Origin of the sequence: Luteibacter sp. dw_328 (genome assembly GCF_018449605.1) — a bacterium.
In the GTDB taxonomy this organism is placed as follows: domain Bacteria; phylum Pseudomonadota; class Gammaproteobacteria; order Xanthomonadales; family Rhodanobacteraceae; genus Luteibacter.
In genome coordinates this window covers 1,015,223-1,036,996 of record NZ_JAAVUW010000001.1, presented here as the reverse complement: position 1 = coordinate 1,036,996, position 21,774 = coordinate 1,015,223, and the positions used below count along the sequence as shown (strand labels likewise).

Annotated in this window: 26 protein-coding genes; 17 read left to right on the top strand and 9 right to left on the bottom strand. The window is 65.1% G+C overall.

Features of this window, described 5'->3' with window-relative positions:
• Positions 1-22 precede the first annotated feature (22 nt).
• From sdhC to lolD, 8 genes are all read left to right on the top strand, one after another.
• Positions 23-415 (top strand): succinate dehydrogenase, cytochrome b556 subunit, encoded by a 393-nt coding sequence (gene sdhC, locus HB634_RS04365; protein ID WP_063572475.1) that lies wholly within the window; start codon positions 23-25, stop codon positions 413-415.
• The gene (gene sdhD / locus HB634_RS04360; protein WP_063572474.1) at positions 412-798 is read left to right on the top strand and encodes a succinate dehydrogenase, hydrophobic membrane anchor protein; all 387 of its coding nucleotides are present in this window, start codon (positions 412-414) and stop codon (positions 796-798) included. Before sdhC ends, sdhD begins: the two co-directional genes overlap by 4 nt.
• 3 nt (positions 799-801) lie before the next feature.
• Positions 802-2,586: a succinate dehydrogenase flavoprotein subunit gene (gene sdhA, locus HB634_RS04355; RefSeq protein ID WP_063572473.1), complete on the top strand. Its 1,785-nt coding sequence runs from the start codon at positions 802-804 to the stop codon at positions 2,584-2,586.
• A 21-nt stretch (positions 2,587-2,607) separates the two neighbouring features.
• Entirely contained in the window at positions 2,608-3,393 is a 786-nt protein-coding gene (locus HB634_RS04350; protein WP_063572472.1) for a succinate dehydrogenase iron-sulfur subunit, read from the top strand.
• A gap of 162 nt (positions 3,394-3,555) precedes the next feature.
• The gene (locus HB634_RS04345; RefSeq protein ID WP_213947739.1) at positions 3,556-3,804 is read left to right on the top strand and encodes a succinate dehydrogenase assembly factor 2; all 249 of its coding nucleotides are present in this window, start codon (positions 3,556-3,558) and stop codon (positions 3,802-3,804) included.
• On the top strand, positions 3,776-4,186 hold the full coding sequence (locus HB634_RS04340; protein WP_213947685.1) for a hypothetical protein: 411 nt from the start codon (positions 3,776-3,778) through the stop codon (positions 4,184-4,186). Before HB634_RS04345 ends, HB634_RS04340 begins: the two co-directional genes overlap by 29 nt.
• A gap of 98 nt (positions 4,187-4,284) precedes the next feature.
• Positions 4,285-5,526: a lipoprotein-releasing ABC transporter permease subunit gene (locus tag HB634_RS04335; RefSeq protein WP_213947684.1), complete on the top strand. Its 1,242-nt coding sequence runs from the start codon at positions 4,285-4,287 to the stop codon at positions 5,524-5,526.
• Positions 5,519-6,211, top strand: coding sequence for a lipoprotein-releasing ABC transporter ATP-binding protein LolD (lolD, locus tag HB634_RS04330; RefSeq protein WP_213947683.1), 693 nt, complete (start codon positions 5,519-5,521; stop codon positions 6,209-6,211). Before HB634_RS04335 ends, lolD begins: the two co-directional genes overlap by 8 nt.
• 118 nt (positions 6,212-6,329) lie before the next feature.
• Here lolD and HB634_RS04325 read toward each other — a convergent pair whose 3' ends face one another.
• Together HB634_RS04325 and HB634_RS04320 are read right to left on the bottom strand one after the other, a co-directional pair.
• Positions 6,330-7,091 (bottom strand): anti-sigma factor, encoded by a 762-nt coding sequence (locus HB634_RS04325; protein ID WP_213947682.1) that lies wholly within the window; start codon positions 7,089-7,091, stop codon positions 6,330-6,332.
• The gene (locus HB634_RS04320) at positions 7,088-7,600 is read right to left on the bottom strand and encodes a sigma-70 family RNA polymerase sigma factor (protein ID WP_213947681.1); all 513 of its coding nucleotides are present in this window, start codon (positions 7,598-7,600) and stop codon (positions 7,088-7,090) included. The genes HB634_RS04325 and HB634_RS04320 overlap by 4 nt, the downstream gene beginning before the upstream one ends.
• Positions 7,601-7,733: 133 nt before the next feature.
• On the opposite strand from HB634_RS04320, the gene HB634_RS04315 reads away from it, so the two are divergent.
• From HB634_RS04315 to HB634_RS04305, 3 genes are read left to right on the top strand one after another with little or no spacing between them, the layout of a single operon-like run.
• Entirely contained in the window at positions 7,734-8,813 is a 1,080-nt protein-coding gene (locus tag HB634_RS04315) for a catalase family peroxidase (protein WP_213947680.1), read from the top strand.
• Positions 8,810-9,349, top strand: coding sequence for a cytochrome b (locus HB634_RS04310; protein ID WP_213947679.1), 540 nt, complete (start codon positions 8,810-8,812; stop codon positions 9,347-9,349). The genes HB634_RS04315 and HB634_RS04310 overlap by 4 nt, the downstream gene beginning before the upstream one ends.
• Positions 9,350-9,388: 39 nt before the next feature.
• Positions 9,389-10,417 carry an aminopeptidase gene (locus tag HB634_RS04305; RefSeq protein ID WP_213947678.1) on the top strand — a complete coding sequence of 343 codons (1,029 nt, stop codon included), beginning with the start codon at positions 9,389-9,391 and terminating at the stop codon, positions 10,415-10,417.
• Between the two features lie 140 nt (positions 10,418-10,557).
• Here HB634_RS04305 and HB634_RS04300 read toward each other — a convergent pair whose 3' ends face one another.
• Both HB634_RS04300 and HB634_RS04295 read right to left on the bottom strand, forming a co-directional pair.
• On the bottom strand, positions 10,558-11,364 hold the full coding sequence (locus HB634_RS04300) for a c-type cytochrome (RefSeq protein ID WP_213947677.1): 807 nt from the start codon (positions 11,362-11,364) through the stop codon (positions 10,558-10,560).
• A gap of 60 nt (positions 11,365-11,424) precedes the next feature.
• Positions 11,425-11,919: a hypothetical protein gene (locus tag HB634_RS04295; RefSeq protein WP_213947676.1), complete on the bottom strand. Its 495-nt coding sequence runs from the start codon at positions 11,917-11,919 to the stop codon at positions 11,425-11,427.
• 207 nt (positions 11,920-12,126) lie between these two features.
• Between HB634_RS04295 and HB634_RS04290 the strand changes: the two genes are divergently transcribed.
• Together HB634_RS04290 and pncB are read left to right on the top strand one after the other, a co-directional pair.
• Positions 12,127-12,510 (top strand): thioredoxin family protein, encoded by a 384-nt coding sequence (locus HB634_RS04290; RefSeq protein ID WP_213947675.1) that lies wholly within the window; start codon positions 12,127-12,129, stop codon positions 12,508-12,510.
• On the top strand, positions 12,507-13,709 hold the full coding sequence (gene pncB, locus HB634_RS04285) for a nicotinate phosphoribosyltransferase (protein ID WP_213947674.1): 1,203 nt from the start codon (positions 12,507-12,509) through the stop codon (positions 13,707-13,709). Before HB634_RS04290 ends, pncB begins: the two co-directional genes overlap by 4 nt.
• Here the strand turns inward: pncB and HB634_RS04280 are convergent.
• The 3 genes from HB634_RS04280 to HB634_RS04270 all read right to left on the bottom strand — a co-directional run bounded on the left by HB634_RS04280 (position 13,679) and on the right by HB634_RS04270 (position 16,246).
• Positions 13,679-14,491: a MetQ/NlpA family ABC transporter substrate-binding protein gene (locus HB634_RS04280; RefSeq protein ID WP_213947673.1), complete on the bottom strand. Its 813-nt coding sequence runs from the start codon at positions 14,489-14,491 to the stop codon at positions 13,679-13,681. The genes pncB and HB634_RS04280 overlap by 31 nt on opposite strands.
• Before the next feature lie 79 nt (positions 14,492-14,570).
• The gene (locus HB634_RS04275) at positions 14,571-15,245 is read right to left on the bottom strand and encodes a methionine ABC transporter permease (RefSeq protein WP_063573929.1); all 675 of its coding nucleotides are present in this window, start codon (positions 15,243-15,245) and stop codon (positions 14,571-14,573) included.
• The gene (locus HB634_RS04270) at positions 15,242-16,246 is read right to left on the bottom strand and encodes an ATP-binding cassette domain-containing protein (RefSeq protein ID WP_213947672.1); all 1,005 of its coding nucleotides are present in this window, start codon (positions 16,244-16,246) and stop codon (positions 15,242-15,244) included. The genes HB634_RS04275 and HB634_RS04270 overlap by 4 nt, the downstream gene beginning before the upstream one ends.
• Before the next feature lie 105 nt (positions 16,247-16,351).
• Between HB634_RS04270 and HB634_RS04265 the strand changes: the two genes are divergently transcribed.
• A complete protein-coding gene (locus tag HB634_RS04265; protein ID WP_213947671.1) occupies positions 16,352-16,834 on the top strand; it encodes a glutathione peroxidase in 483 nt (160 codons plus the stop codon).
• Positions 16,835-16,838: 4 nt separating this feature from the next.
• Here the strand turns inward: HB634_RS04265 and HB634_RS04260 are convergent, their stop codons facing one another.
• Positions 16,839-17,624, bottom strand: coding sequence for an enoyl-CoA hydratase-related protein (locus HB634_RS04260; protein ID WP_213947670.1), 786 nt, complete (start codon positions 17,622-17,624; stop codon positions 16,839-16,841).
• A gap of 132 nt (positions 17,625-17,756) precedes the next feature.
• Between HB634_RS04260 and HB634_RS04255 the strand changes: the two genes are divergently transcribed.
• From HB634_RS04255 to HB634_RS04245, 3 genes are read left to right on the top strand one after another with little or no spacing between them, the layout of a single operon-like run.
• Positions 17,757-18,002: a FeoA family protein gene (locus HB634_RS04255; protein WP_063573239.1), complete on the top strand. Its 246-nt coding sequence runs from the start codon at positions 17,757-17,759 to the stop codon at positions 18,000-18,002.
• Positions 17,999-19,846, top strand: coding sequence for a ferrous iron transporter B (locus tag HB634_RS04250; protein ID WP_063573240.1), 1,848 nt, complete (start codon positions 17,999-18,001; stop codon positions 19,844-19,846). The genes HB634_RS04255 and HB634_RS04250 overlap by 4 nt, the downstream gene beginning before the upstream one ends.
• Positions 19,843-20,136 (top strand): DUF6587 family protein, encoded by a 294-nt coding sequence (locus HB634_RS04245; protein ID WP_213947669.1) that lies wholly within the window; start codon positions 19,843-19,845, stop codon positions 20,134-20,136. The genes HB634_RS04250 and HB634_RS04245 overlap by 4 nt, the downstream gene beginning before the upstream one ends.
• Positions 20,137-20,226: 90 nt before the next feature.
• Here HB634_RS04245 and HB634_RS04240 read toward each other — a convergent pair whose 3' ends face one another.
• Positions 20,227-21,711, bottom strand: a complete 1,485-nt coding sequence (locus HB634_RS04240) for a phospholipase D-like domain-containing protein (RefSeq protein ID WP_213947668.1) — start codon at positions 21,709-21,711, stop codon at positions 20,227-20,229.
• Positions 21,712-21,774 lie beyond the last annotated feature (63 nt).

Here is a 21,774-nt window from a genome sequence, read left to right as displayed (position 1 = left end):
ATTCCAATCCAGGATAGCCGCCATGGCACAAACGGGACGACCGCTCTCACCGCATCTCCAGGTCTACAAGTGGCAAGTGCAGATGGCTTCTTCCATCCTGCATCGCGCCACCGGCATCATCCTCGCCGTCGGTAGCCTGCTCATCGTATGGGGCCTTGCCGCCCTCGCCGCCGGTCAGGACGCCTTCGCGACCTTTACCGCCTGCGCGACCAGTGCCTTCGGCACGATCGTCATGATCGGCTGGACCCTGGCCTTCTTCTATCACCTGTGCAACGGCATCCGTCACCTGGTCCAGGACACCGGCAAGGGCTACGCGATCGAGACCTTTGTCCGCACCAGCTGGATGGCGATCATCGTCTCCATCGTGCTGACGGTGGCCGTCTGGGCCTATGTGCTGACCGGGAGCCACGCATGAGCAAGGATCTGCGCAACCCGCTTGCCCGCGCACGCGGCCTGGGCTCGGCGAAGGAAGGCGTCGGCCACTGGATGACCCAGCGCATCACTGCGCTCGCCCTGGTCTTCCTGACCCTCTGGTTCGTCATCACCGTGCTCGGCCTGATGCACGCCGACTACGCCACGGCCCGCGCGACCATTGCGAAGCCCTGGAACGCGGTGCTGCTCATCGCTCTCATCATCACCATGTTCAAGCACGCCGTGCTCGGCCTGCAGGTGGTGATCGAAGACTACGTCCATACCCGCTGGCTCGAAATGACCTCGCTGGTACTCATCAAGTTCATCGCCGTACTCGCCGCGCTTACGGGCGTGCTGGCCGTGCTGCGCATCGCGCTCGGAAGCTGATCGATGGAATCCTATAAGGTTCAACAACACAAGTACGACGTGATCGTGGTCGGCGCCGGCGGCGCGGGCCTGCGAGCCACGTTCGGCCTGGCCGAAAAGGGCCTCAAGGCCGCCTGCATCACCAAGGTCTTCCCGACCCGTTCGCACACCGTGGCGGCGCAGGGCGGCATCTCCGCCGCGCTCGGCAACATGGGCGAGGACGACTGGCGTTATCACTTCTACGACACGATCAAGGGCTCCGACTGGCTCGGCGACCAGGACGCGATCGAGTACATGTGCCGTGAGGCCATTCCGGCCATCATCGAGCTGGAACACTACGGCGTGCCGTTCTCGCGTACCGAGGAAGGCAAGATCTACCAGCGCCCGTTCGGCGGCATGACCACGCACTACGGCCAGGGCACCGCGCAGCGCACCTGCGCCGCGGCCGACCGTACCGGCCACGCCATCCTGCATACGCTTTACCAGCAGGCCCTCGCGCACGACGCCACGTTCTTCATCGAGTACTTCGCCATCGACCTCGTGTTCGAGGACGGCAAGTGCGTGGGCGTGCTCGCCCTCGACATGAACGAAGGCACCCTGCATCTGTTCCGCGGCCACGCCGTGGTCATGGCAACGGGTGGCTACGGCCGTGCCTACTTCAGCGCCACCTCGGCGCATACCTGCACGGGCGACGGCGGCGGCATGGTGCTGCGCGCCGGCCTGCCGCTGCAGGACATGGAGTTCGTGCAGTTCCATCCGACCGGTATCTACGGCGCGGGCTGCCTGATCACCGAGGGCGTGCGCGGCGAAGGCGGTTACCTGACCAACTCCGAAGGTGAGCGCTTCATGGAGCGCTACGCGCCGAACGCGAAGGACCTCGCCTCGCGCGACGTCGTGAGCCGCGCGATGACCATCGAGATCCGCGAAGGTCGCGGTGTGGGCCCGAAGAAGGACCACATCCACCTCAACCTGATGCACCTCGGTCCCGAGGTCATCAACGAGCGGCTCCCGGGTATCGCCGAGTCGGCACGCATCTTCGCCGGCGTGGACGTGACCAAGGAGCCGATCCCGGTCCTGCCGACCGTCCACTACAACATGGGCGGCATCCCGACCAACTATCACGGCGAAGTCGTGACCAAGCGCGACGACGATCCGGATTCGATCGTGCCGGGCCTGTTCGCCATCGGCGAAGCCGCTTGCGTGTCGGTCCACGGCGCGAACCGCCTTGGCTCGAACTCGCTGCTCGATCTGGTCGTGTTCGGCCGCGCCGTGTCGCATCGCTGCGCCGAGCTGATCAAGACCGGCACACCGCACAAGGATCTCCCGGCCAACGCGCTGGACAAGATCCTCGCGCGCTTCGACAACCTGCGTCATGCCGACGGCGCCAAGCCGACTGCCGACATCCGCGCTGAAATGCAGATGACCATGCAGTCCGATGCCGCCGTGTTCCGCACCGGCGAAACGCTGAAGGAAGGCAAGGCCAAGATCTCCGAGGTGTACTCCTCGTTCGGCCAGGTCAAGGTCAGCGATCGTTCGATGGTCTGGAACTCCGACCTCATCGAAACGCTGGAGCTGTCGAACCTGCTCGCGCAGGCCGTGGCCACGATGCATTCGGCGGAACAGCGCCCGGAGAGCCGCGGTGCGCATGCACGCGAGGATTTCCCGGACCGCGACGACCACGACTGGCAGAAGCACACGCTGGTGTGGATCGACGAGGCCGGTAACTCCAGCTTCGACTTCCGCCCGGTGCATATGTACACCCTGACGGACGACGTTGACGTCGTACCGCCGAAAAAGCGCGTTTACTGATACCGGACCGGAGAGGCAATCGTGGCAGAGTTCACGCTACCCAAGAATTCCAAGATCCAGGCCGGCAAGCATTTCCCGGCGAAGGGCGCGAAGAACGTGCGCACCTTCAAGGTCTATCGCTGGACGCCGGACGACGGCCAGAACCCGCGCACCGACACGTACGAGGTGGATCTCGATACGTGCGGTCCGATGGTTCTCGACGCCCTGCTGAAGATCAAGAACGAGATCGACTCGACGCTCTCGCTGCGCCGCTCGTGCCGTGAAGGCATTTGCGGTTCGTGCGCGATGAACATCGACGGCACCAATACGCTGGCCTGCACCCGGGCCATCGACGAGTGCAGTGGCGGTACGGTCAACATCTACCCGCTGCCGCACATGCCGGTGGTGAAGGATCTGGTGCCCGATCTCACGCACTTCTACGCCCAGTTCGCGTCCATCAAACCGTGGATTCGCACGCAGAGCCCGGCTCCTGCGGATAAGGAGCGCCTGCAGTCGCCGGAAGACCGCAAGAAGCTCGACGGTCTCTACGAGTGCATCCTCTGCGCCTGCTGCTCCACGTCGTGCCCGAGCTACTGGTGGAACGGCGACCGTTACCTCGGTCCGGCGATCCTCCTGCAGGCTTACCGTTGGATCGTCGACAGCCGTGACGAAGACACCGGTGCGCGCCTGGACGATCTCGAAGATCCGTTCAAGCTCTACCGTTGCCACACGATCATGAACTGCGCGCGCACCTGCCCGAAGGGTCTCAATCCCGCCAAGGCCATCGCGGAGATCAAGAAGCTGATCGTGCAGCGCCGCTCGGCCTGAATGTAGGCGGCGATGGCTCTATGTAGGAGCCGATTCATCGGCGAATGGGTGCTCGCCGCAAGCACCCATCGCCGCTGAAGCGGCTCCCACAGGCCGCGGGGATGTCGCAAGCACCCGATCGCCGATGAATCGGCTCCTACAGAGAGCGCCAGACCTCCTATGATGGAAGAAGCCCGCCTCAAGCGCCTGCGCTGGCGCACCCGTCGGGGTACGCGCGAGCTCGATCGCCTGTTCGGCGGCTGGCTGGACGAGCGCTACGCTGACGCGGATGAAGCGAAACGGATGGCATTCGACGAACTTCTGGACGTGCAGGATCCCGATCTCTGGGATTGGGTGATGGGCCATGCCCGTGCCCCCCGCGACGACTGGCAGGCAATCATCGATGAGATCCGCTCACGGCATCAGCTTTGACCTGAGGCCTTCGCCTTTTCTGAGCCGTTTCGTGCTCCTGGCGGTCGTCCTCGCCACGATCGCCCCCTTGTTCACCTCGCTACCCTGGATCCTCCGCTGGGCGCTCGCCGCCGTTGTCGCGACGGTGGGGCTCGTGCGTGCGGCGCATGGTCGCAGGCCGCCCATCGGGGCGCTGGACTGGGCCTTCGACGGCCTCTGGACGGTACGGGACCGCATGGGGCGCGCCTTTCCGGCCGAACTCGTGGCCTCGCGCGTGGTCGGAACCTCGGTCTTCCTGCATTTTCGGTGGAAGGGCGGAGCAGCCCATGTGGCCATGCTGCCCGACAATACCGATGCGGACCATCTGCGGGTCCTCAGGGCCCGTCTTTCCGCGGCGCGATGAGGCGGCCAGCTTGCCGGAACCGGCGGCATCGGGCACTCTGCCGCGCGGTGCATGCCTTTCGTGGCGGGCTCCCTTACTACAGGCTGCGATCGACAGGTATGTTCAGACCCCTCGAACTCTTTATCGGACTGCGCTACACGCGCGCCAAGCGTCGCAACCAGTTCATTTCCTTCATTTCCACCGTGTCGATCGTCTGCATCGCGATCAGCGTCACTGCGCTCATCACGGTGATGTCGGTGATGAACGGTTTCGACAGCGAACTGCGCACACGCATCCTCGGTGCCGTGTCGCACGTGACCGTCTCCGGCATCGACGACACCGTGCAGAACTGGCAGACCGCGGTGAAAACGGCCGAGGGCACCAAGCATGTGCTCGGTGCGGCGCCGTATGTCGAAACCCAGGCCTTCCTGCAGGCCAAGCGGCCCAGTGGCGCACTGATTCGCGGCGTGGTGCCGTCGATGGAGCCGAACGTCTCCGACCTCGACAAGCACATGGTCGAAGGCAAGATGTCCGACCTGACCGATCGGAGCTGGAAGATCATCCTCGGTCGTGAGCTCGCCCTCACGCTCGGCGTGAACGTGGGCGACAAGCTCACCGTCGTGGTGCCGCAGTTCACGGCCACGCCCATGGGGGCGGTACCCAAGCTGCGCAGCTTCACCGTCAGCGGCATCTTCGAACTGGGTATGCAGGAATACGATGCGAATCTCGCGCTCGTGTCCATGCCGGACGCCGAACGGCTCAATGGCCTCGCCGGTCCCACGGGTATCCGCCTCAAGCTGGACGACATGCGCCAGGCATGGCCCGTCGCCCAGGAGCTGGTGAACAAGCTCGGCCAGGCCTATCGCGTCGAAACCTGGATGGACACGCACGCGAATTTCTTCCGCGCGATCGACATGGAGAAGACGGTGATGTTCGTCATCCTGTCGCTGATCATCCTCGTCGCGGTGATCAACCTGATTTCGATGCTGATGATGCTGGTGACCGACAAGCAAGCCGACATCGCTATCCTGCGCACGCTGGGTTCCACGCCCCGCAGCATCATGGGCATGTTCATGGTCCAGGGCATCCTGGTCGGTATCGTCGGCATCGGTTTCGGTGTGTTTCTCGGTGCGTTGCTCTCGTTCAACCTGCCGGGCCTGGTGAAGTGGATCGAGCACGTCACCGGGCAGACCTTCCTGTCGCCAGATGTCTATTACATCAGCGAACTGCCGAGCCAGTTGCTGTGGTCCGACGTGGGCTGGGTGGTGCTGGTGACCTTTATCTTCTCCCTGCTGGCCACCCTGTACCCGGCGTGGCGCGCCTCGCGCACGCAGCCCGCCCAGGCGCTCCGTTATGAATAAGCCGAACGACGACATCGTCCTGCGCGCCACCGGCGTGGCCAAGGTCTACGAGGAAGGCGACCTGCGTACGGGCGTCCTTTCCAACGTGAATTTCTCCCTGCGCCGCGGTGAGACCATGTCCATCGTCGGTGCGTCCGGCTCGGGCAAGTCGACCCTGCTGCACATCATCGGCGGCCTGGACACGCTGACGGCGGGCAAGGTCGAGGTGAACGGCCGCGTGCTGTCCGAGTTGTCGGACGCCGAGCGCGGTCGCGAGCGCAATCGCTCACTGGGTTTCATCTACCAGTTCCATCATCTGCTGCCCGAGTTCACGGCGCTGGAAAACGTGTGCATGCCGCTGTTGATTCGCGGTGTGGCCATTGCGCAGGCGCAGAAGGAAGCCACGGCTTTGCTCGATCGTGTGGGCCTTAGCGCGCGCCTGCGTCATCGTCCGGCGGAGATGTCCGGTGGTGAGCGGCAGCGCTGCGCCGTTGCGCGGGCGCTGGTGACGCGGCCGGCCTGCGTGCTTGGCGACGAGCCGACCGGCAACCTGGATGAAGCCAACGCGGCGGCGGTCTACGAGTTGATGGTCGAACTCAACCGCGAAATCGGCACGAGCTTCGTGCTGGTGACCCATGACTCGCGTCTGGCCGGGAAGATGGACCGGACGCTGGAATTGCATTCGGGCGAATTGCACGAGCGCTGAGCTTAAGAGCCAGTACCCCTTGTAGGAGCCGATTCATCGGCGATCCCGCGGCAGCAGGCAACGTTACCGCCAGCACCCATTCGCCGATGAATCGGCCCCTACGAGAGCAGGACGTGCGTCAGATTGACTTGATGACGACGCGCTGTGCGGCCGCGCGGCCTGCCGCGTCGGCCAGCGCCACCACGGCGTAGTTATGCCAGCCATCCGACCAGTAATTGGCCAGCAGGCCGTTGTCTTCGCGCTCGCCGCGGGGCAGCAGGTGCCGGGCGGCACCGGGTGGGCGTACGTAGAAGCTCACCGTATGTCCGTTGCCGTCATCGTACAGAACCATTGCGGCCGGGCCCTGGTCGGTGGCAAAGAGCCTTCCGCCCATCGGCCGGAAACCGGCGTCGGCAAGGTCGGGCAGGTGCACGGTGGCACCGACGCGCCCGGCCAGCCAGGCCCGCAGGTCGCCTTCATTGCCGGTGGTGATATCCATGCCCACGCCGTGATCGACGGCGAGTAGCTGGTAGGCCTGCATGGCGTCGGCCATCGGCGCCGAGCTGCCGTTACCCATGCCACGGGCCACCCAGCCGCCGATGCCGCCCAGGGCCAGGCACAGGACCAGCCCCGCGGCCATGGCGGCCCGTGCCATGCGACGGCCGTGACGCTGCGTACGGATGACCACCGGGTCCATGGCTGCATCCTGGGCGGGTGTCGTACCGAGGTCGCCGGCCAGCAGTGTACGCAGCTGCTGGGCGTCCTGTCGCCATGCGTGAACCTCGTCGGCTCGCTCGGGGTGACGGCTGAGGTAGCGCTCCACTTCGCCGCGCCGTGCGCCGTCGAGGTGGCCGTCCACGTACGCATGGATGTCGTGTTCGCTGGGGGGCGTGGTGTTCATTTCAGCAGTCGCAGGGGAGGGGTTTCCGCGCCGCCTTCGCCGAGCAGGCGTAGGGCGCGGCGGGCGCGGGAGAGGCGTGACATGACCGTGCCGATGGGTATCTCGAGGATATCGGCGACTTCCTGGTAGCTCATGCCCTCGACCGTGATCCAGAGCAGCAGGCTGCGCTGTTCCACCGGCAGCGCCGCGAAGGCGGCGAGCGTGGAGTTCGCGATGGCGACGCGTTCGGCCGAGGGCCAGGTCGGCTCCGCCTCGCGCAGGCTGCCCAGCAACAGGGCGTAACGGCTGGCCCGGCGGTTTCCGTCGAGGAACAGGCGATACAAGATCGCGAACAGCCACGCGCGCAGACTCTCGTCTTCACGGCGCGACGCCCATTTGGACAGGGCGCGCTCGACTGTCGACTGAACCAGATCGTCCGCCGCATGGGGATCGCGGGCGAGCCATAGCGCGAAGCGCCGCAGGCGCGGCAGCATCGGGCGAAGGGCTTCGTCGATTCGCGGGTCGGACATGCCGGGCCTCGTACCTGGGCGTTCCATGACTGTCAGACGCCGTTCGGGGGAGATTATTCCCCCGGAAGGGAATAAAAGTCGTGGGCGTACGTCCCACACTTGAAACGCGATCCCGCGAGTAAGGAGCAGGACCATGCAAGAACCCAAGAAGCGACCCCCACCGGCCAACCTGGCCGGGCGTTGGGCACTGATAGGCCTTGTTGTTGTAGTTGTCGCTGGTGCGTTCGCCTATGTCGGCGGCTGGCTTACCCCGGCGCGCCTCACCCCTAAACGGATCATCAACGCGCTGCAGGCCAGTGGGGGCGACCATCCCGGCTTTCGTCGCAACCATGCCAAGGGCATCTGCGTCGGTGGCTACTTCGAGGCCAGCGGCGCGCTGGCCAAGTACTCATCGTCCCCGTTGTTCGCCGGTGGCCGCACCCCTGTGGTCGGGCGCCTGGCGCTTCCGGGAGGCAACCCCTATGCCGCCGACAGCAGCGTCCCGATCCGCAGCTTCGCGCTGCGTTTCGACCTCGCCGACGGCGAACAGTGGCGGACCGGCATGAACGCCATGCCGGTATTCCCGGTCTCCACGCCTCAAGCGTTCTATGACCTCACCGTGGCGACCAGCCCTGATCCGGCCACCGGCAAGCCGAACCCGGACAAGGCCAAAGCCTTCTTCATGAGCCACCCGGAAACGGGTCCGTTCCTTGGTTGGATCAAGACGGCCAAGCCCGCGCCCAGTTATGTCGATGAGACTTACCAGAGTATCAACGCGTTCTACCTGCGTGACGCCAGCGGCCAACGCCATGCCGTCCGCTGGAAGGTCGTGCCGGAGACCCCGGCGACGGGTGATGGCGGACCCGCGGCCAGCGACACCGACTACCTCGATGCCGACCTGACCCGGCGCCTGGCCCAGGGGCCGGTGCGCTGGCACCTGCAGATGATCCTCGCCGCACCCGGCGACCCGGTCGACGATGCTACGAAGGCCTGGCCGGACGACCGGCAGACGATCGACGCGGGCGTCGTCGTGATCGACAGCACCCAGCCGCAGGCGAACGGCCCTTGCCGCGACGTCAATTACGATCCGACCATCCTTCCGCGCGGTATCGAGATTTCGGGCGATCCCATCATCGTCGCGCGTTCGGCGGCGTACGCGGTTTCTTATCTGCGTCGTACCGGTGAGGAAGGTCATCTTCCCGGCACCGCCCATCCGAAGGAGGATCAGCGATGAGCCGCGTCGACACGTTCCACCCCTTCGCCCGTGCGCTGCACTGGCTGATGTCGATCCTGATACTCACGATGCTTTTCGTCGGCGCCGGCATGGTGACCAGCGTCGAGGCGAAGCACGAATGGCTGCTGTCTATCCATCGGCCGCTGGGCATCACGATCTTTATCCTGGCCTTGATCCGTCTCGGCTTCCGCCTCACGCACAAGGCGCCGCCACTCCCGGCGGACATGCCAGAGTGGCAGAGGCTCGCCGCGCACGGTTCGCACTGGATGCTTTATGGCTTGATGATCGCCATGCCGTTGATCGGCTGGGGCATGCTGTCGGCGGGTAACTTCCCGGTGACGCTATGGTCCGGTTTCCAGCTGCCGCCGATCCTGCCCGCCGGTCCGGCGCTGTATGCCTGGCTCCGCGAAGCGCATCGGTATCTGGCATGGCTGTTCTTCCTGACCTTCCTCGCTCATATGGGCGCCGCCCTGATGCACGGGCTGATCCGGCGTGATGGTGTGCTGGAGTCGATGACGGGCGGTTCGAACGATTGAGGTCGGGAAGGCCAGGCGCGATGCAGGCACAATGCACGCATGCGTTATGCCTTCCTCGCCCTGATCACCGTTCTCGCCGGTTGCCGTTCGCTCGGCTACTACGCGCACGTGACCCATGGACAGGCGGCGTTGCTCGCGCAACGCCGCTCCATCGACAAGGTCGTGGCCGATCCGAAGACGCCCGACAAAACCCGCCAGCGGCTCGAGCTTGCGCTGGAGGCCCGGCGTTTCGCCTCGAAGCAGCTCGACCTGCCGGATAACCGCAGCTATACCTACTACGTCCAGCTCGATCGGCCGTGGGTGGCGTGGAACGTGTTCGCCACGCCGGAGCTCTCGGTATCGGCGGTGACGCATTGCTTTCCGATCGCGGGATGTGTGGCGTATCGGGGTTTCTTTCGCAAGGATCTTGCCGATCGCGAAGCGGCGCGCGAAAAGGCCCTCGGTCACGACGTCGCCTTGGGTGAGGTGCCCGCGTACTCCACGCTGGGCTGGTTCGCCGATCCCATCCTGAGCAGCATGATGCGCTGGGACGACGATGACCTTGTCGGGACGATCTTCCACGAGCTGGCGCACCAGAAGATCTACGTGAAAGACGACTCGTCGTTCAACGAGTCGTATGCGAATTTCGTCGAGCAGGAAGGCGTGCGCGAGTGGCGTCGGGCTCGCCAGTTACCGCCGCCCGACGAGAAGGGTGACGCGCTGGATCACGCATTTACCGGCCAGGTGCTCGCGCTGCGCGACCGGCTCAAGGCGATCTATGCGCAGCCATGGGCGGACGATGCCAAGCGCGTCGCCAAGGCCGAAGAGTTCGAGGATTTTCGCGGCCTGTATCTTGTGTGGCGTGCCGGCGAGGCGGGGGGCGATCATCGTTACGACCGCTGGATGGCGCGGCCGTTGAACAATGCTTCATTGCTGCCGTTCGGCCTGTACGACACGTGGACCTCGTCGTTCGCGACGCTGTTCGAGCAGTCGGGCAGGGCGTGGCCGGTGTTCTTCGCGAAGGTGTCGGCACTGGCGAAGCTTGGTCCGGAGGAGCGGACGCGGCAGCTGCAAAGCCTGAAGCGTTAGTTCACCCGTGGGGGGGCTCTAAGTGGGAGCCGATTCATCGGCGATCCCGCGGCAGCGGGCCAGGCTGGGGCGAGCACCCATCGCCGCTGAAGCGGCTCCCACAGTGAAGGCATCGCCGCTGAAGCGGCTTCCGCGGGTAATTACGGCTGTGCTTTTCTGCCGGCCATGTGCTTGAGGTAAGCGACGAGGTCGTCCAGGTCGGCGTCGGAGAGTGTCTGCCGGTTGAAGCCGGGCATCTTCGCCTGCGGCCAGTGGCGCATATCCTGCGGGTTGCGCACGAGGGTGCGCAGCATGTCGTCGCGCAGGTATTCCGTGGGGCTGTGGGGGATGTTGAGGTCGGGGCCGAGCTTCGCATCGCCCTGTCCATTGAGCGTGTGGCAGGTGATGCAGTTGCGCTGGAAGACGGCGAAGCCCTTGGTGACCGGGTCGTTCGCGGCGAGCCCCGGCGCGGGTCGCATGGCCGGGAAGCGGCTGGCCGGGTCACCAAGTACGCGAATCGAAGCGACCTGATACGGCCATTGCTCGGTGCCGATGTGGCCGGCTTCCGGATGCAACCAGACCAGATAAAACGGGCCGGCGCTGGGCTTGCCGTCGCCGAGCGAAGGCCAGGACTTGCCAGGTGGCTCCACGGCCAACCAGGCTTCCGCGCCGTGGGCATCGAGGATCAGGCTGGCGGGAATCTCCGCGGTGAAGCCATCGAGGGCCGTGAACTGCAGGTGCGCGCCTGACGCAACACCGTCCAGCAGCGCTTTCATCGGAATGGCGCGATACGACATCGTGCGGTGATAGGACACGTCGTCCGGTACGCTGAGATCTCGTGCGTCCGCCCGGCCGAGAAGCTGCTCCGTGGTGAGCGAGCGCTTTCCCTGGCCCGTGTCGATGGTAAGCGTGGCGGCCTGGCACAGCGTGGTGCAGAGGGCGAACAGCAATCCGGTCAGCAGGCGCACGGCGGGGTCCTTCTGGCTTTACGAGGCGACAAGGTGTCGCGGCGCCCACAGGATGTCAATTCATCCTTCAGTCGTCGGTAGTGCAGTGGCCGACACCTGTTTTGACACCGAGACCCATGATCCCAGGAAGAATGTGACAAACGCTGCGATCCAGACGTAGAAACCAATGAGTGCCTTTGGCCGATTCATCACGTCGTTCAAGCCGCTGAACAAGACGGGCATGGGTTCGGACACGGATAGATGAAAGAAAAAGACCGCGATGAGGATCGACATGCCGCTCAGGATCATCGACCGGACATGCCGGCCCTCGGCGTAGCAGAAAATCGTGGCGAAGAAGGTGAGGTTCGCTAACCAGCCCATGGCGGCGGATTGAAGAAAGATGACGCCGATCCAGCCAAAGCCTGCGAAGAACCAACCGGGCGCCGTCTCCATGTGGCCAACGGGATGGTCGGGTGGCACGTGGGTGATGTAGGTCACCGCAGGCAAAAAAAGACTCGCTCCGTAGCATGCCAGAGCGGCGGCTATGACCACGGTGCGATGGTGTCTTGGCGTCATGTTTTGGTCTTCCTTGATCCTGGCCAGGTCAGCATACCGCCGCAAGGGGCCGTGAGCAGGTGCGGCCGCGGCAGCCTTGCCCGCTGCCGCGGGATCGCCGATGAATCGGCTCCTACAGGAGCAGTGGTGGCGTCATTGTCGCGGTACCCTCGGATTATCGCCCTTGCGACCCCATGTCGGGGCTTCGACCCGATCACGGATTTACCCATGGCCGACACCACCGTTCCCGAGTTCTTCGAGCGTTTCCCGATGACGCGCGTCGTCAACACGGATCTCGACGCCGACCTGGCCGTGGACGACAACCGCATCGCCATCCTCTTTCTCTGGGGCCGCGACTGCCCGAACTGCGATATCGCCAAGCGACAGATCCTGCTGACCAGCGAGCGCTTCGTCTGGCCGGAGGTGCGCTGGCTGCACGACAACGTATACGACGATCCGACGATGGGCACGCGCTTCGGCCTGCACGGTATTCCCGCCTTCTTCCTGTTCCACCGCGGCAAGAAGCTCGGGCGCATTACCGCCTGGCCAGGAACACAGCCGTTCATCGAGGCGGTAAACAAGCAGATCGCACTCACAGGCGCTACCGCATGATCATCCAGTCGCTGCTCGACACCGACCTCTACAAGTTCACCATGATGCAGGTGGTGCTGCATCAGTATCCCGCAGCGCAGGTGGAATATCGCTTCCGTTGCCGTACGCCGGGGGTAGACCTCGTGCCGCTGGTGACACGCATCCACGAAGAGCTCGACTACCTGTGCTCCCTGCGATTCGCTGACGAAGAGCTCGCTTACCTGCGTACGCTGCGTTTCATCGACAGCGACTTCGTCGACTTCCTCGGCCTGTTCCATCTCAATGCCCGTTACGTGACCATCTCGCCGTCGACGGAGCACGAAGGCGAGATCGATATCGTCATCGTCGGGCCGTGGCTGCACACGATCATGTTCGAGGTGCCCTTGCTCGCGATCGTCAACGAGCTGTATTTCGCGGCGAACCATCCCGAGGCCGATCTCGACGAGGGCAGGGCGCGCTTGCGCGCGAAGATTGCCCTGTTGCGCGATACGAAGGGCTTCGAGCGCGTCCGCATCGCGGACTACGGCACGCGCCGACGCTTCTCGCGCGCATGGCACGAAGAGGCTTTGCAGATCATGAAAGCCGAGTGGGGTACCCACCTGGCCGGTACCAGCAATGTCTGGTTCGCGATGCGCCAGGGGCTGGTGCCGATCGGCAGCATGGCCCACGAGTACCTGCAGGCGTTCCAGTCGTTGGGGCCGCGCTTGCGCGATTCGCAGACAGCCGCGCTGGAGGCATGGGCTCGCGAGTACCGGGGCGACCTTGGCATCGCGCTATCCGATGTTTACGGGCTGGATGCGTTCCTGCGCGATTTCGACATGTACTTCTGCAAGCTGTTCGACGGTGCGCGCCACGATTCGGGCGATCCCTTCGTGTGGGGCGACCGCGTGCTCGCGCACTACGTACACAACCGTGTGGATCCCCGTTCGAAGACCCTGGTCTTCAGCGACGGCCTGGACGTTCCGCGGGTGATGGACCTCTACTCGCATTTCGAGGGGCGCTGCCAGCTTTCCTTCGGCGTGGGCACCAACCTGACCAACGACGTCGGCCCCGCGCCCCTCAACATCGTGATCAAGATGACCCGCTGCAACGGCCAGCCCGTGGCAAAGCTGTCGGATTCGCCGGGGAAGAACATGAGCGACGATGCGGAGTACGTGTCCTACCTGCGCAAGGTGTTCGGCCTACCGGCTCAGAACGCCGGCAGCACCGCACCGTTGTAGTTCTTCTCGATGAACGCCTTCACCTCGGGCGAGGTGAGGGCGGCGGCGAGCTTCTGAACACGCGGGTCGTCCTTGTTGTCCGGGCGCGAGACGAGGAAGTTCACGTACGGCGAATCCTTGTCTTCGATCAGAAGCGCGTCCTTCACCGGGTTCATGCCAGCGGCGAGGGCGTAGTTGGTGTTGATCAGGGCCAGATCCACTTCGTCGAGCACGCGCGGCAGCATGGCTGCCTCGAGCTCACGGAACTTGAGGTTCTTGGGATTTGTCGCGACATCCTTCAGCGTGGCCAGGCGATCGTTCGGGTTCTTCAGCGTGATCAGGCCGTGCTTGGCAAGCAACAGAAGGGCGCGGCTGTTGTTGCTCGGATCGTTCGGGATCACCACGTTGGCGCCGTCGGGCAGCTGGTCGATCGACTTGAATTTCTTCGAGTACGCACCGAACGGCTCGATATGCACGCCGACGACCTTGACCAGGTTGGTACCGCGTTCCTTGTTGAACGCGTCGAGGTAAGGCTCGGTCTGGAAGAAGTTGACGTCGATCTGCTTCTGCGCCACCTGCATGTTCGGCTGCACGTAGTCGGTGAACACCTTGATCTCGAGGTTCACGCCCTGCTTCGCGAGCAGCGGCTTGATCTCCTTGAGGATCTCGGCATGCGGCACGGGCGTGGCCGCGACCGTGAGCGTGGCCTCGGCCGAGCCGTCCTTGCCACCGCCGTCACCGTTCGAACAGCCCGCGACAAACACGGCGAGGGCGGCGGCGAGGGGGAGCAGATACTTCTTCATGGAGGCGTCCGTGGCTTATGTTGCGGTGCGCCAGCATAGACGTCCATACCGCCGGATGCAAAGCCGGCCCAGCCGCCGTTCAGCGACGGCTGTAGCGGGTGACCAGGCGGTCGCCGAGGGATTGCAGGATCTGCACCAGAACCACCAGCAAGGCCACGGTCACCAGCATGTAGTCGGGTTTGTATCCGTTGTAACCATACTGGTAGGCCAGTGCACCCAGGCCGCCGGCGCCGACGATGCCGCCCATGGCGGTGTAGCCGACCAGGGCCACGGCCGTCACCGTCGCGCCAGCGATCAGACCGGGTCGGGCTTCGGGCAGGAGCACCCGCGTGACGATCTGGCTCGTGGTCGCGCCCATGGCCTGGCTGGCCTCGATGACCCCGCGATCCACCTCGCGCAGCGCGGTTTCGACCAGGCGCGCAAGGAACGGCGCCGCGCCGATCACCAGCGGCACGATGGCACCGCGGATGCCGATGCTCACGCCGGTGATGGCCTTGGTGACGGGAATGAGCAGGATCATCAGGATGATGAAGGGCACCGAGCGCAGCACGTTGACGACCAGCGAAAGCACGCCATAGAGCTTCGGCTTCGCATGGAGCTGCCCACGGGCCGTAAGGAACAGCCAGATGCCCAGTGGCAGGCCGAGTACGACGGTGAACAGCAGCGAGCCGCCGAGCATCAACAGGGTATCGATGCACGCCTGGCCGATCTCGGCCCAGTCGATATTGGGAAACAGGGTCTGCATGGGGCTCATCGGGCCACCTCTTCGATATCGACGCCGGCGTTGCGGATCTGCGCGAGTGCGTCGTCGAGACGTTCGCCGTTCATGGCCAGGGTGAGCTGGCCGTAAGGGGTGTCCTTGATGCGATCGACACGCCCGGAGAGCAGGTTGTATTCCACGCCGGTGTCGCGCACCACGTTGGAAAGAACGGGCGAGTAGGTGGCTTCACCCCGGAAGGAGAGGCGGAACAGGCGGCCGGCCACGCCGGAGAATTCGGGGCCGTGCCCTTCGCGATGGTCGGCCTCGGCAACGAAGCGGCGCGTCGTGGGGTGTTGCGGATGCAGGAAGACATCGGCCACGGCCCCCATTTCGACGACCCGGCCGGCATCGAGCACGGCCACGCGATCGCACACGCGGCGGATCACGTCCATCTCGTGCGTGATGAGCACGATCGTGAGGCCGAGGCGGCGGTTGATATCCCCCAGCAGTTCGAGGACGGACGCGGTGGTCTGCGGGTCGAGTGCGCTGGTGGCTTCATCGCAGAGCAGGATGGACGGCCGGCTGGCCAGTGCCCGCGCGATGCCGACGCGCTGCTTCTGGCCGCCGGAGAGCTGGGCGGGATACTTCCGTGCGTGGGCGGTCAGGCCGACCAGCTCGAGCAGTTCGTCGACCCGGGCGGTGATCTCGCCGTCGGAGACATTGCCCTGAATCCGCAGCGGAAAGGCGACGTTGTCGGCCACCGTGCGCGAGGAGAGCAGGTTGAAGTGCTGGAAGATCATGCCGATGCCGCCGCGGAGCCTGCGCAGCTCGCCGCCCGTGGCATCGGTGACATCGTTGCCCTCGACGAAGATTCGCCCGGCGGTAGGCCGTTCGAGGAGGTTGATCAGGCGCAGCATGGTCGACTTGCCGGCGCCGGAGTGTCCGATGATGCCGAACACTTCGCCGCGTTCGATCACCAGATCGACGGGCTCGAGGGCGGGAACGAGTGCTCCGTCCACCCGGTAGGACTTGGAAGCGGCGGCGAAACGGATCACGGGGGTTCCGGCAGGCGATGAAAGCGCTCATGGTAGCCCAAGCCGCGCCACGGCCGGCGCGGCGGGCGTAGACTCCGGGCATTCCACCCACGTACGGAGACGCGCATGACCGCCATCTACGATTTTTCCGCCCGCGACATCGAGGGCAACGAACGTTCGCTCGCCGAGTACCGGGGCAAAGCCCTGCTGGTGGTGAATGTCGCGTCCAAGTGCGGCTTCACGCCGCAGTACAAGGGGCTGGAGGAATTGCAGAAACAGTATGCGGGCCAGGGCTTCGAAGTGCTGGGCTTTCCCTGCGATCAGTTCGGTCACCAGGAGCCGGGCGACGAGAACGAGATCCGCGATTTCTGTTCGCTGACCTACGACGTGAGCTTCCCGATGTTCTCGAAAATCGAGGTCAACGGCGAAAACGCGCACCCGCTGTACCGCTGGATGAAGGCGCAGAAGAAGGGGCTTCTCGGCACCGAAGGGATCAAGTGGAACTTCACCAAGTTCCTGATCGACCGCGACGGGCAGGTGGTCGAGCGCTACGCGCCGACCGATACGCCGGAGAAAATCGGCAAGGACCTGCCCAAGGTGCTCGGCTGAGGCCTCAACGCAGCCACGACGGCTGGGTCTTGCTGAGGAAGGCGCTGAGGCCTTCCTGACCCTCGGCGGACACACGCAGCTGCGCGATCAATGCGGCGTTCGCCGCGTCCACCGCCTGCATGTCCTCCACGTCCATGCCGCCCATGCCCAGGGCGAGGTGCTTGGCCTCGTTCTGGGCAATCGGGCCACCCTTGCCGAGCAGGCCGACGACGCGGTCGATCGCGGCGTCGAGTTCCTCGGCGGGGACCGTCTCGTGAACCAGGCCCATGGCCAGCGCCGCGTCGCTGCCGAAAATCTCGCCGGTGATGAACAGACGGCGTGCCTGCCGAAGGCCGATGGCGGCGATGACGTAAGGCGAGATCACGGCCGGCACGAGGCCCAGCTTGACCTCGGAAAGGGCGAACTTCGCCCCCTCGGCGGCAATGGCGATGTCGCAGCAGGCGATCAGGCCCACGCCTCCGCCAAAAGCTGCGCCGTTGACCCGGGCCACGGTCGGCTTGTTCAGAAACTGAAGGCGGCGCATCAGGGTGGCCAGTCGCAGGGAGTCGGCCCGGTTGTCCGCCTCGCTGGCCGAGGCCATGCCGCGCATCCAGTTCAGGTCGGCGCCCGCCGAGAAGCTGGCGCCTGCGCCCGTAAGCACCACGGCCCGAATACCGTCGTCGCCTTCGATCCCGTCCAGCGCGGCCGTCAGGTCGGCAATGAGGACGTCGTCGAAGGCGTTATGGACCTCGGGACGATTCATGACCAGACGGGCGAGGGTTCCCTCGCGGATCAATTGGACGGCGGACATGGGTTCTCTCCGGTTTGCGTAGGCGGCGATCATACGGGTTGCCTAGGCGGGACTGGCAGCGATTTCTTACTTCTGTGCAGGGCAATAGCGACAGGCGTACAATGCGAACAGTTCTTATTTGAGTATGCCCCGTTGCGCCTCTCAGAAGCACCGAAAGGTGCAAATGCCGTGGTCCAGACCGTTACAGATGCTCACCCTGCCGATCCGATCGCCCAGCGCCTGCGCGATCTCGGCTTTGTGTCGGGCGAACCGGTCCGGCTGGTCGCCCGAGGCCCGCTCGGTGGCGATCCCCTCCTGATCCAGATCGGCTCGACGCGGTTCGCGCTGCGCAAGACCGAAGCGGCTCGGGTGGATGTGTCCGTGGACGGCATCGCATGAGCGCGGCGTCCATGCGCATCGCCCTGGTCGGCAACCCGAACTGCGGCAAGACCGCTCTGTTCAACCAGCTCACCGGCGGCCGCCAGAAGGTTGCCAACTACGCCGGCGTCACCGTCGAGCGCAAGGAAGGCCGTTTCATCGCGCCCTCCGGACGCACGCTGCACGTGCTCGACCTGCCGGGTGCCTACAGTTTCGATGCGACCAGCCCCGACGAAGCGATCACCCGCGACGTCTGCCACGGTCGTTATCCGGGCGAAGCCGCGCCGGATCTGATCGTTTGCGTGGCAGACGCGACCAACCTCCGCCTGCACCTGCGCTTCGTGCTCGAAGTGCGTCGTCTCGGTCGCCCGGTCGTGCTCGCGCTCAACATGATGGACGCCGCGCGTCGTCGCGGCATGGTCATCGATGTCGAAGGGCTTTCGCGCCGTCTCGGCGTGCCCGTGGTCGAGACCATTGCGATCAAGCGTGGCGGCGCTCAGGCGCTGATCGAGCGTATCGACGCCTCCATCCCCACGATCGTTCCTACTGCCTTCGACAACGCCAGCATCGAACAGCTGCATGCTGAGGTGCGTTCGATCCTGGCCGAGACGGTGACGTTGCCGCGTGATACCGCGGCCATCGACGACGCCATCGATCGCTGGGCGTTGCATCCGGTGTTCGGCCTGTTGATCCTCGCCACGCTGATGTTCTTCATCTTCCAGGCGGTGTTCTCGTGGGCGCAACCGGTGATGGACGGTATCCAGGCCGGTATCACCGGCCTCGGCGCCTGGGTGACAGGGTTCCTTCCCGGTGACAGCGCGCTGCACAGCCTGCTCAACGACGGCGTGTTCGCCGGCCTCGGCGCCGTGCTCGTCTTCCTGCCGCAGATCCTGATCCTCTTCCTGTTCATCCTCGTGCTCGAAGAATCCGGCTACCTGCCGCGCGCCGCATTCCTGCTCGACAAGATGATGTTTCGCGTGGGCCTGACGGGCAGGGCGTTCATCCCCTTGCTCTCGAGCTTCGCCTGCGCGATCCCCGGCATCATGGCCACGCGCAGCATCCAGGATCCACGCGACCGCCTCACCACGATCCTCGTCGCACCGCTGATGACGTGCTCGGCGCGCCTTCCCGTGTACACGCTGTTGATTGCCGCCTTCATTCCCGATCGTGCGGTGTGGGGCGTATTCAACCTGCAGGGCGTCGTGCTGTTCGCCCTGTATTTCGCGGGCATCTTCAGTGCGCTTGGCGTGGCCTTCGTGATGAAGCGCCTGCGCAAGGACAAGAGCGAGCACGCGCTGATCATGGAGCTGCCCTCGTACCGCCTGCCCAACGTGCGCGATATCGCGCTGGGTCTGTGGGAGCGCGCGCTGATCTTCCTCAAGCGCGTCGGCGGCATCATCCTCGCGCTGACCGTGTTGCTATGGTTCCTGTCCACGTTCCCGGGTGCCCCGGAAGGCGCGACGCAGCCTGCGATCGATTACAGCATTGCCGGCCGGCTCGGCCGCCTGCTCGAGTATGTCTTTGCGCCAATCGGCTTCAACTGGCAGATCTGCGTCGCGCTGGTGCCCGGTCTCGCCGCGCGCGAAGTGGCGGTCGCCGCGCTCGGTACGGTCTATGCGATGTCAGGCAGCGACGATGCGGTGGCCTCGCAGCTCGGGCCGCTGATTTCACACCAGTGGTCACTGGCCACCGCGCTGTCGCTGCTCGCGTGGTACGTGTTCGCGCCGCAGTGCATGTCCACACTGGCGGTCATCCGCCGCGAAACCAATTCCTGGCGTAACGTCGCGGTGGCTGCCGGCTATCTGTTTGGCCTGGCCTATCTCGCCTCGCTCGCCACCTACCAGATTGCGAGGGCGCTTTCATGAGCACGTTCGACATCGTCCAGGGCGTGATCATCGCGCTGGTCGTTGCAGTGGCGACGTATGTGGCTTTCCGCAAGCTTTTGCCAAAGACCTCCACGCGCGCGATGGCGCGAATCTCGGCCAGCCTCAATCACGAAGGCCGCTCGGCGGCGTTGCGTTCGCTCGGTCGCCGCTTGCAGCCCACCGCGGCGACCGGCAGTTGCGGCGATGGTTGCGGCTCATGCGGCAGCTGCGGCCCGACGCCGACGGTGAAAACGGAAGCGCAACCGCTGCATTTCAAACCGCGTAGCTGACGAGCATTCCTTTGTAGGAGCCGATTCATCGGCGATCCCGCGGCAGCGGGCCAGTTTGACGCAAGCACCCGTTCGCCGATGAATCGGCTCCTACAAGGAGCCCAAGCCCGAGCCTGTGCCGGGGTCGGGCGGTGAGCGCTTGCGCTTCTGGCGCAGCTTCCACCAGCTTACCGACAGGTTCACCGCGAACCACGCGCCGATCAACGCGAGCGGCCAGGCGATCACTGCTGGCCAAAAGATCGCGATGACCGTGAGCACGGTGGCCGAGATAGCGCCGGCGATGAGCGGCCCGGTTTCTGTATCTCCCAGCACGCGATGCTCGGTCAGGGCCGCGCCTACCGTGTTAGCCAGGCGCAACGCACCGGCGGCGGCACGGCTGGAGCTGCCCCCCGTATGGCGTGGCCGCGGCGGACGGGGCGAGCGGCTACGCATGCGCTCGTTGCCGGAGCGGCGCCGGCGGCCACGCAGGAGGATTTCCGTGGCGTTCTCGAGGTCCGCTTCGTACTGCGCCTCGAGCTTTCCGGCAAATCCGTTGTCCTCGATCGCTACGTCGATTTCACGGTTGCTCAGCCAGCTGGCGATATTGAGATTGGACGAGCCCACGCGCGCCCAGCGCCCGTCGGCGACGGCCGTCTTCGCGTGCAGCATCGAACCGTTCCATTCGAACACGCGGATACCGGCCTTCAACAACGGGCGGTAGCCGGAGCGCGACATCCCGGCGACCATGGGGATGTCGCTGGTGCCCGGTACAAGGAGACGCACGTCCACGCCATCGCGTGCGGCGGCGGCGAGGGCCTGCACGTACGGTGCAACCCCCACGAAATAGGCATCGGTGAGCCAGAGGGTCTTGCGCGCCATGGCGGCGACCATCTGGTCGAGGCGATACATGCCGGCGGTGCTCGGTTGGGTCGCGATGAGCCGTAGCGAGACCTCACCGGCGTCCTTGCTGTCCGCTGTGGGCCGCAGGCGTTCATCGTCGGGTAGCGGCTCGCCGGCCTGCTGCCAGCTGTCGGCGAAGGCGTGTTCGATTTCCGCGACCGCCGGGCCGTGGATCATCACGCCGGTATCGCGCCAGGGCGACACATTGCGCGCCGGATCGCCCAGCCACTTCTCGCTCAGGCAGACGCCGGACAGGAAGCCGACCTCGCCATCCACGGTGAGCACCTTGCGGTGGTCGCGGCTGACCCAGCCGAACGAGCTGCCGAGCCTGGGTGGGTTGTAAATGCGCACGTGGCCGCCCGCGGCGCGGAGTTCGTTCCAGAACGACGCGCGCGACTGGCCGAGGCAGCCGACCCAGTCGCCGATCACGGCCACGAAAACCCCGGCGCGAGCACGCTCAACGAGCGCGGCGCGGAAGGCTTGCCCGATGCTGTCGTCGCGGATGATGTAGTTCTCGACGAATACGTGGCGCCTCGCCGCCGTGATGGCGGCGAGCCAGGCATCGAAATGGGCCCTCGCGTCGATCAACAGCTCAACGGCGTTGCCGCCGATCAGCGGCGCGCCGGCGCTGCGGCTCAGGGCCTGCTCGGCGAAAAGGCGGTTGGAAAATCCGGTGCTGCGGTGGCGTACGTTCATGCAGGCAGTGTATCGGGCCAGCGTGTGCAGGAGCCGCTTAGGCGGCGAAGCTTCGTGTGGGAG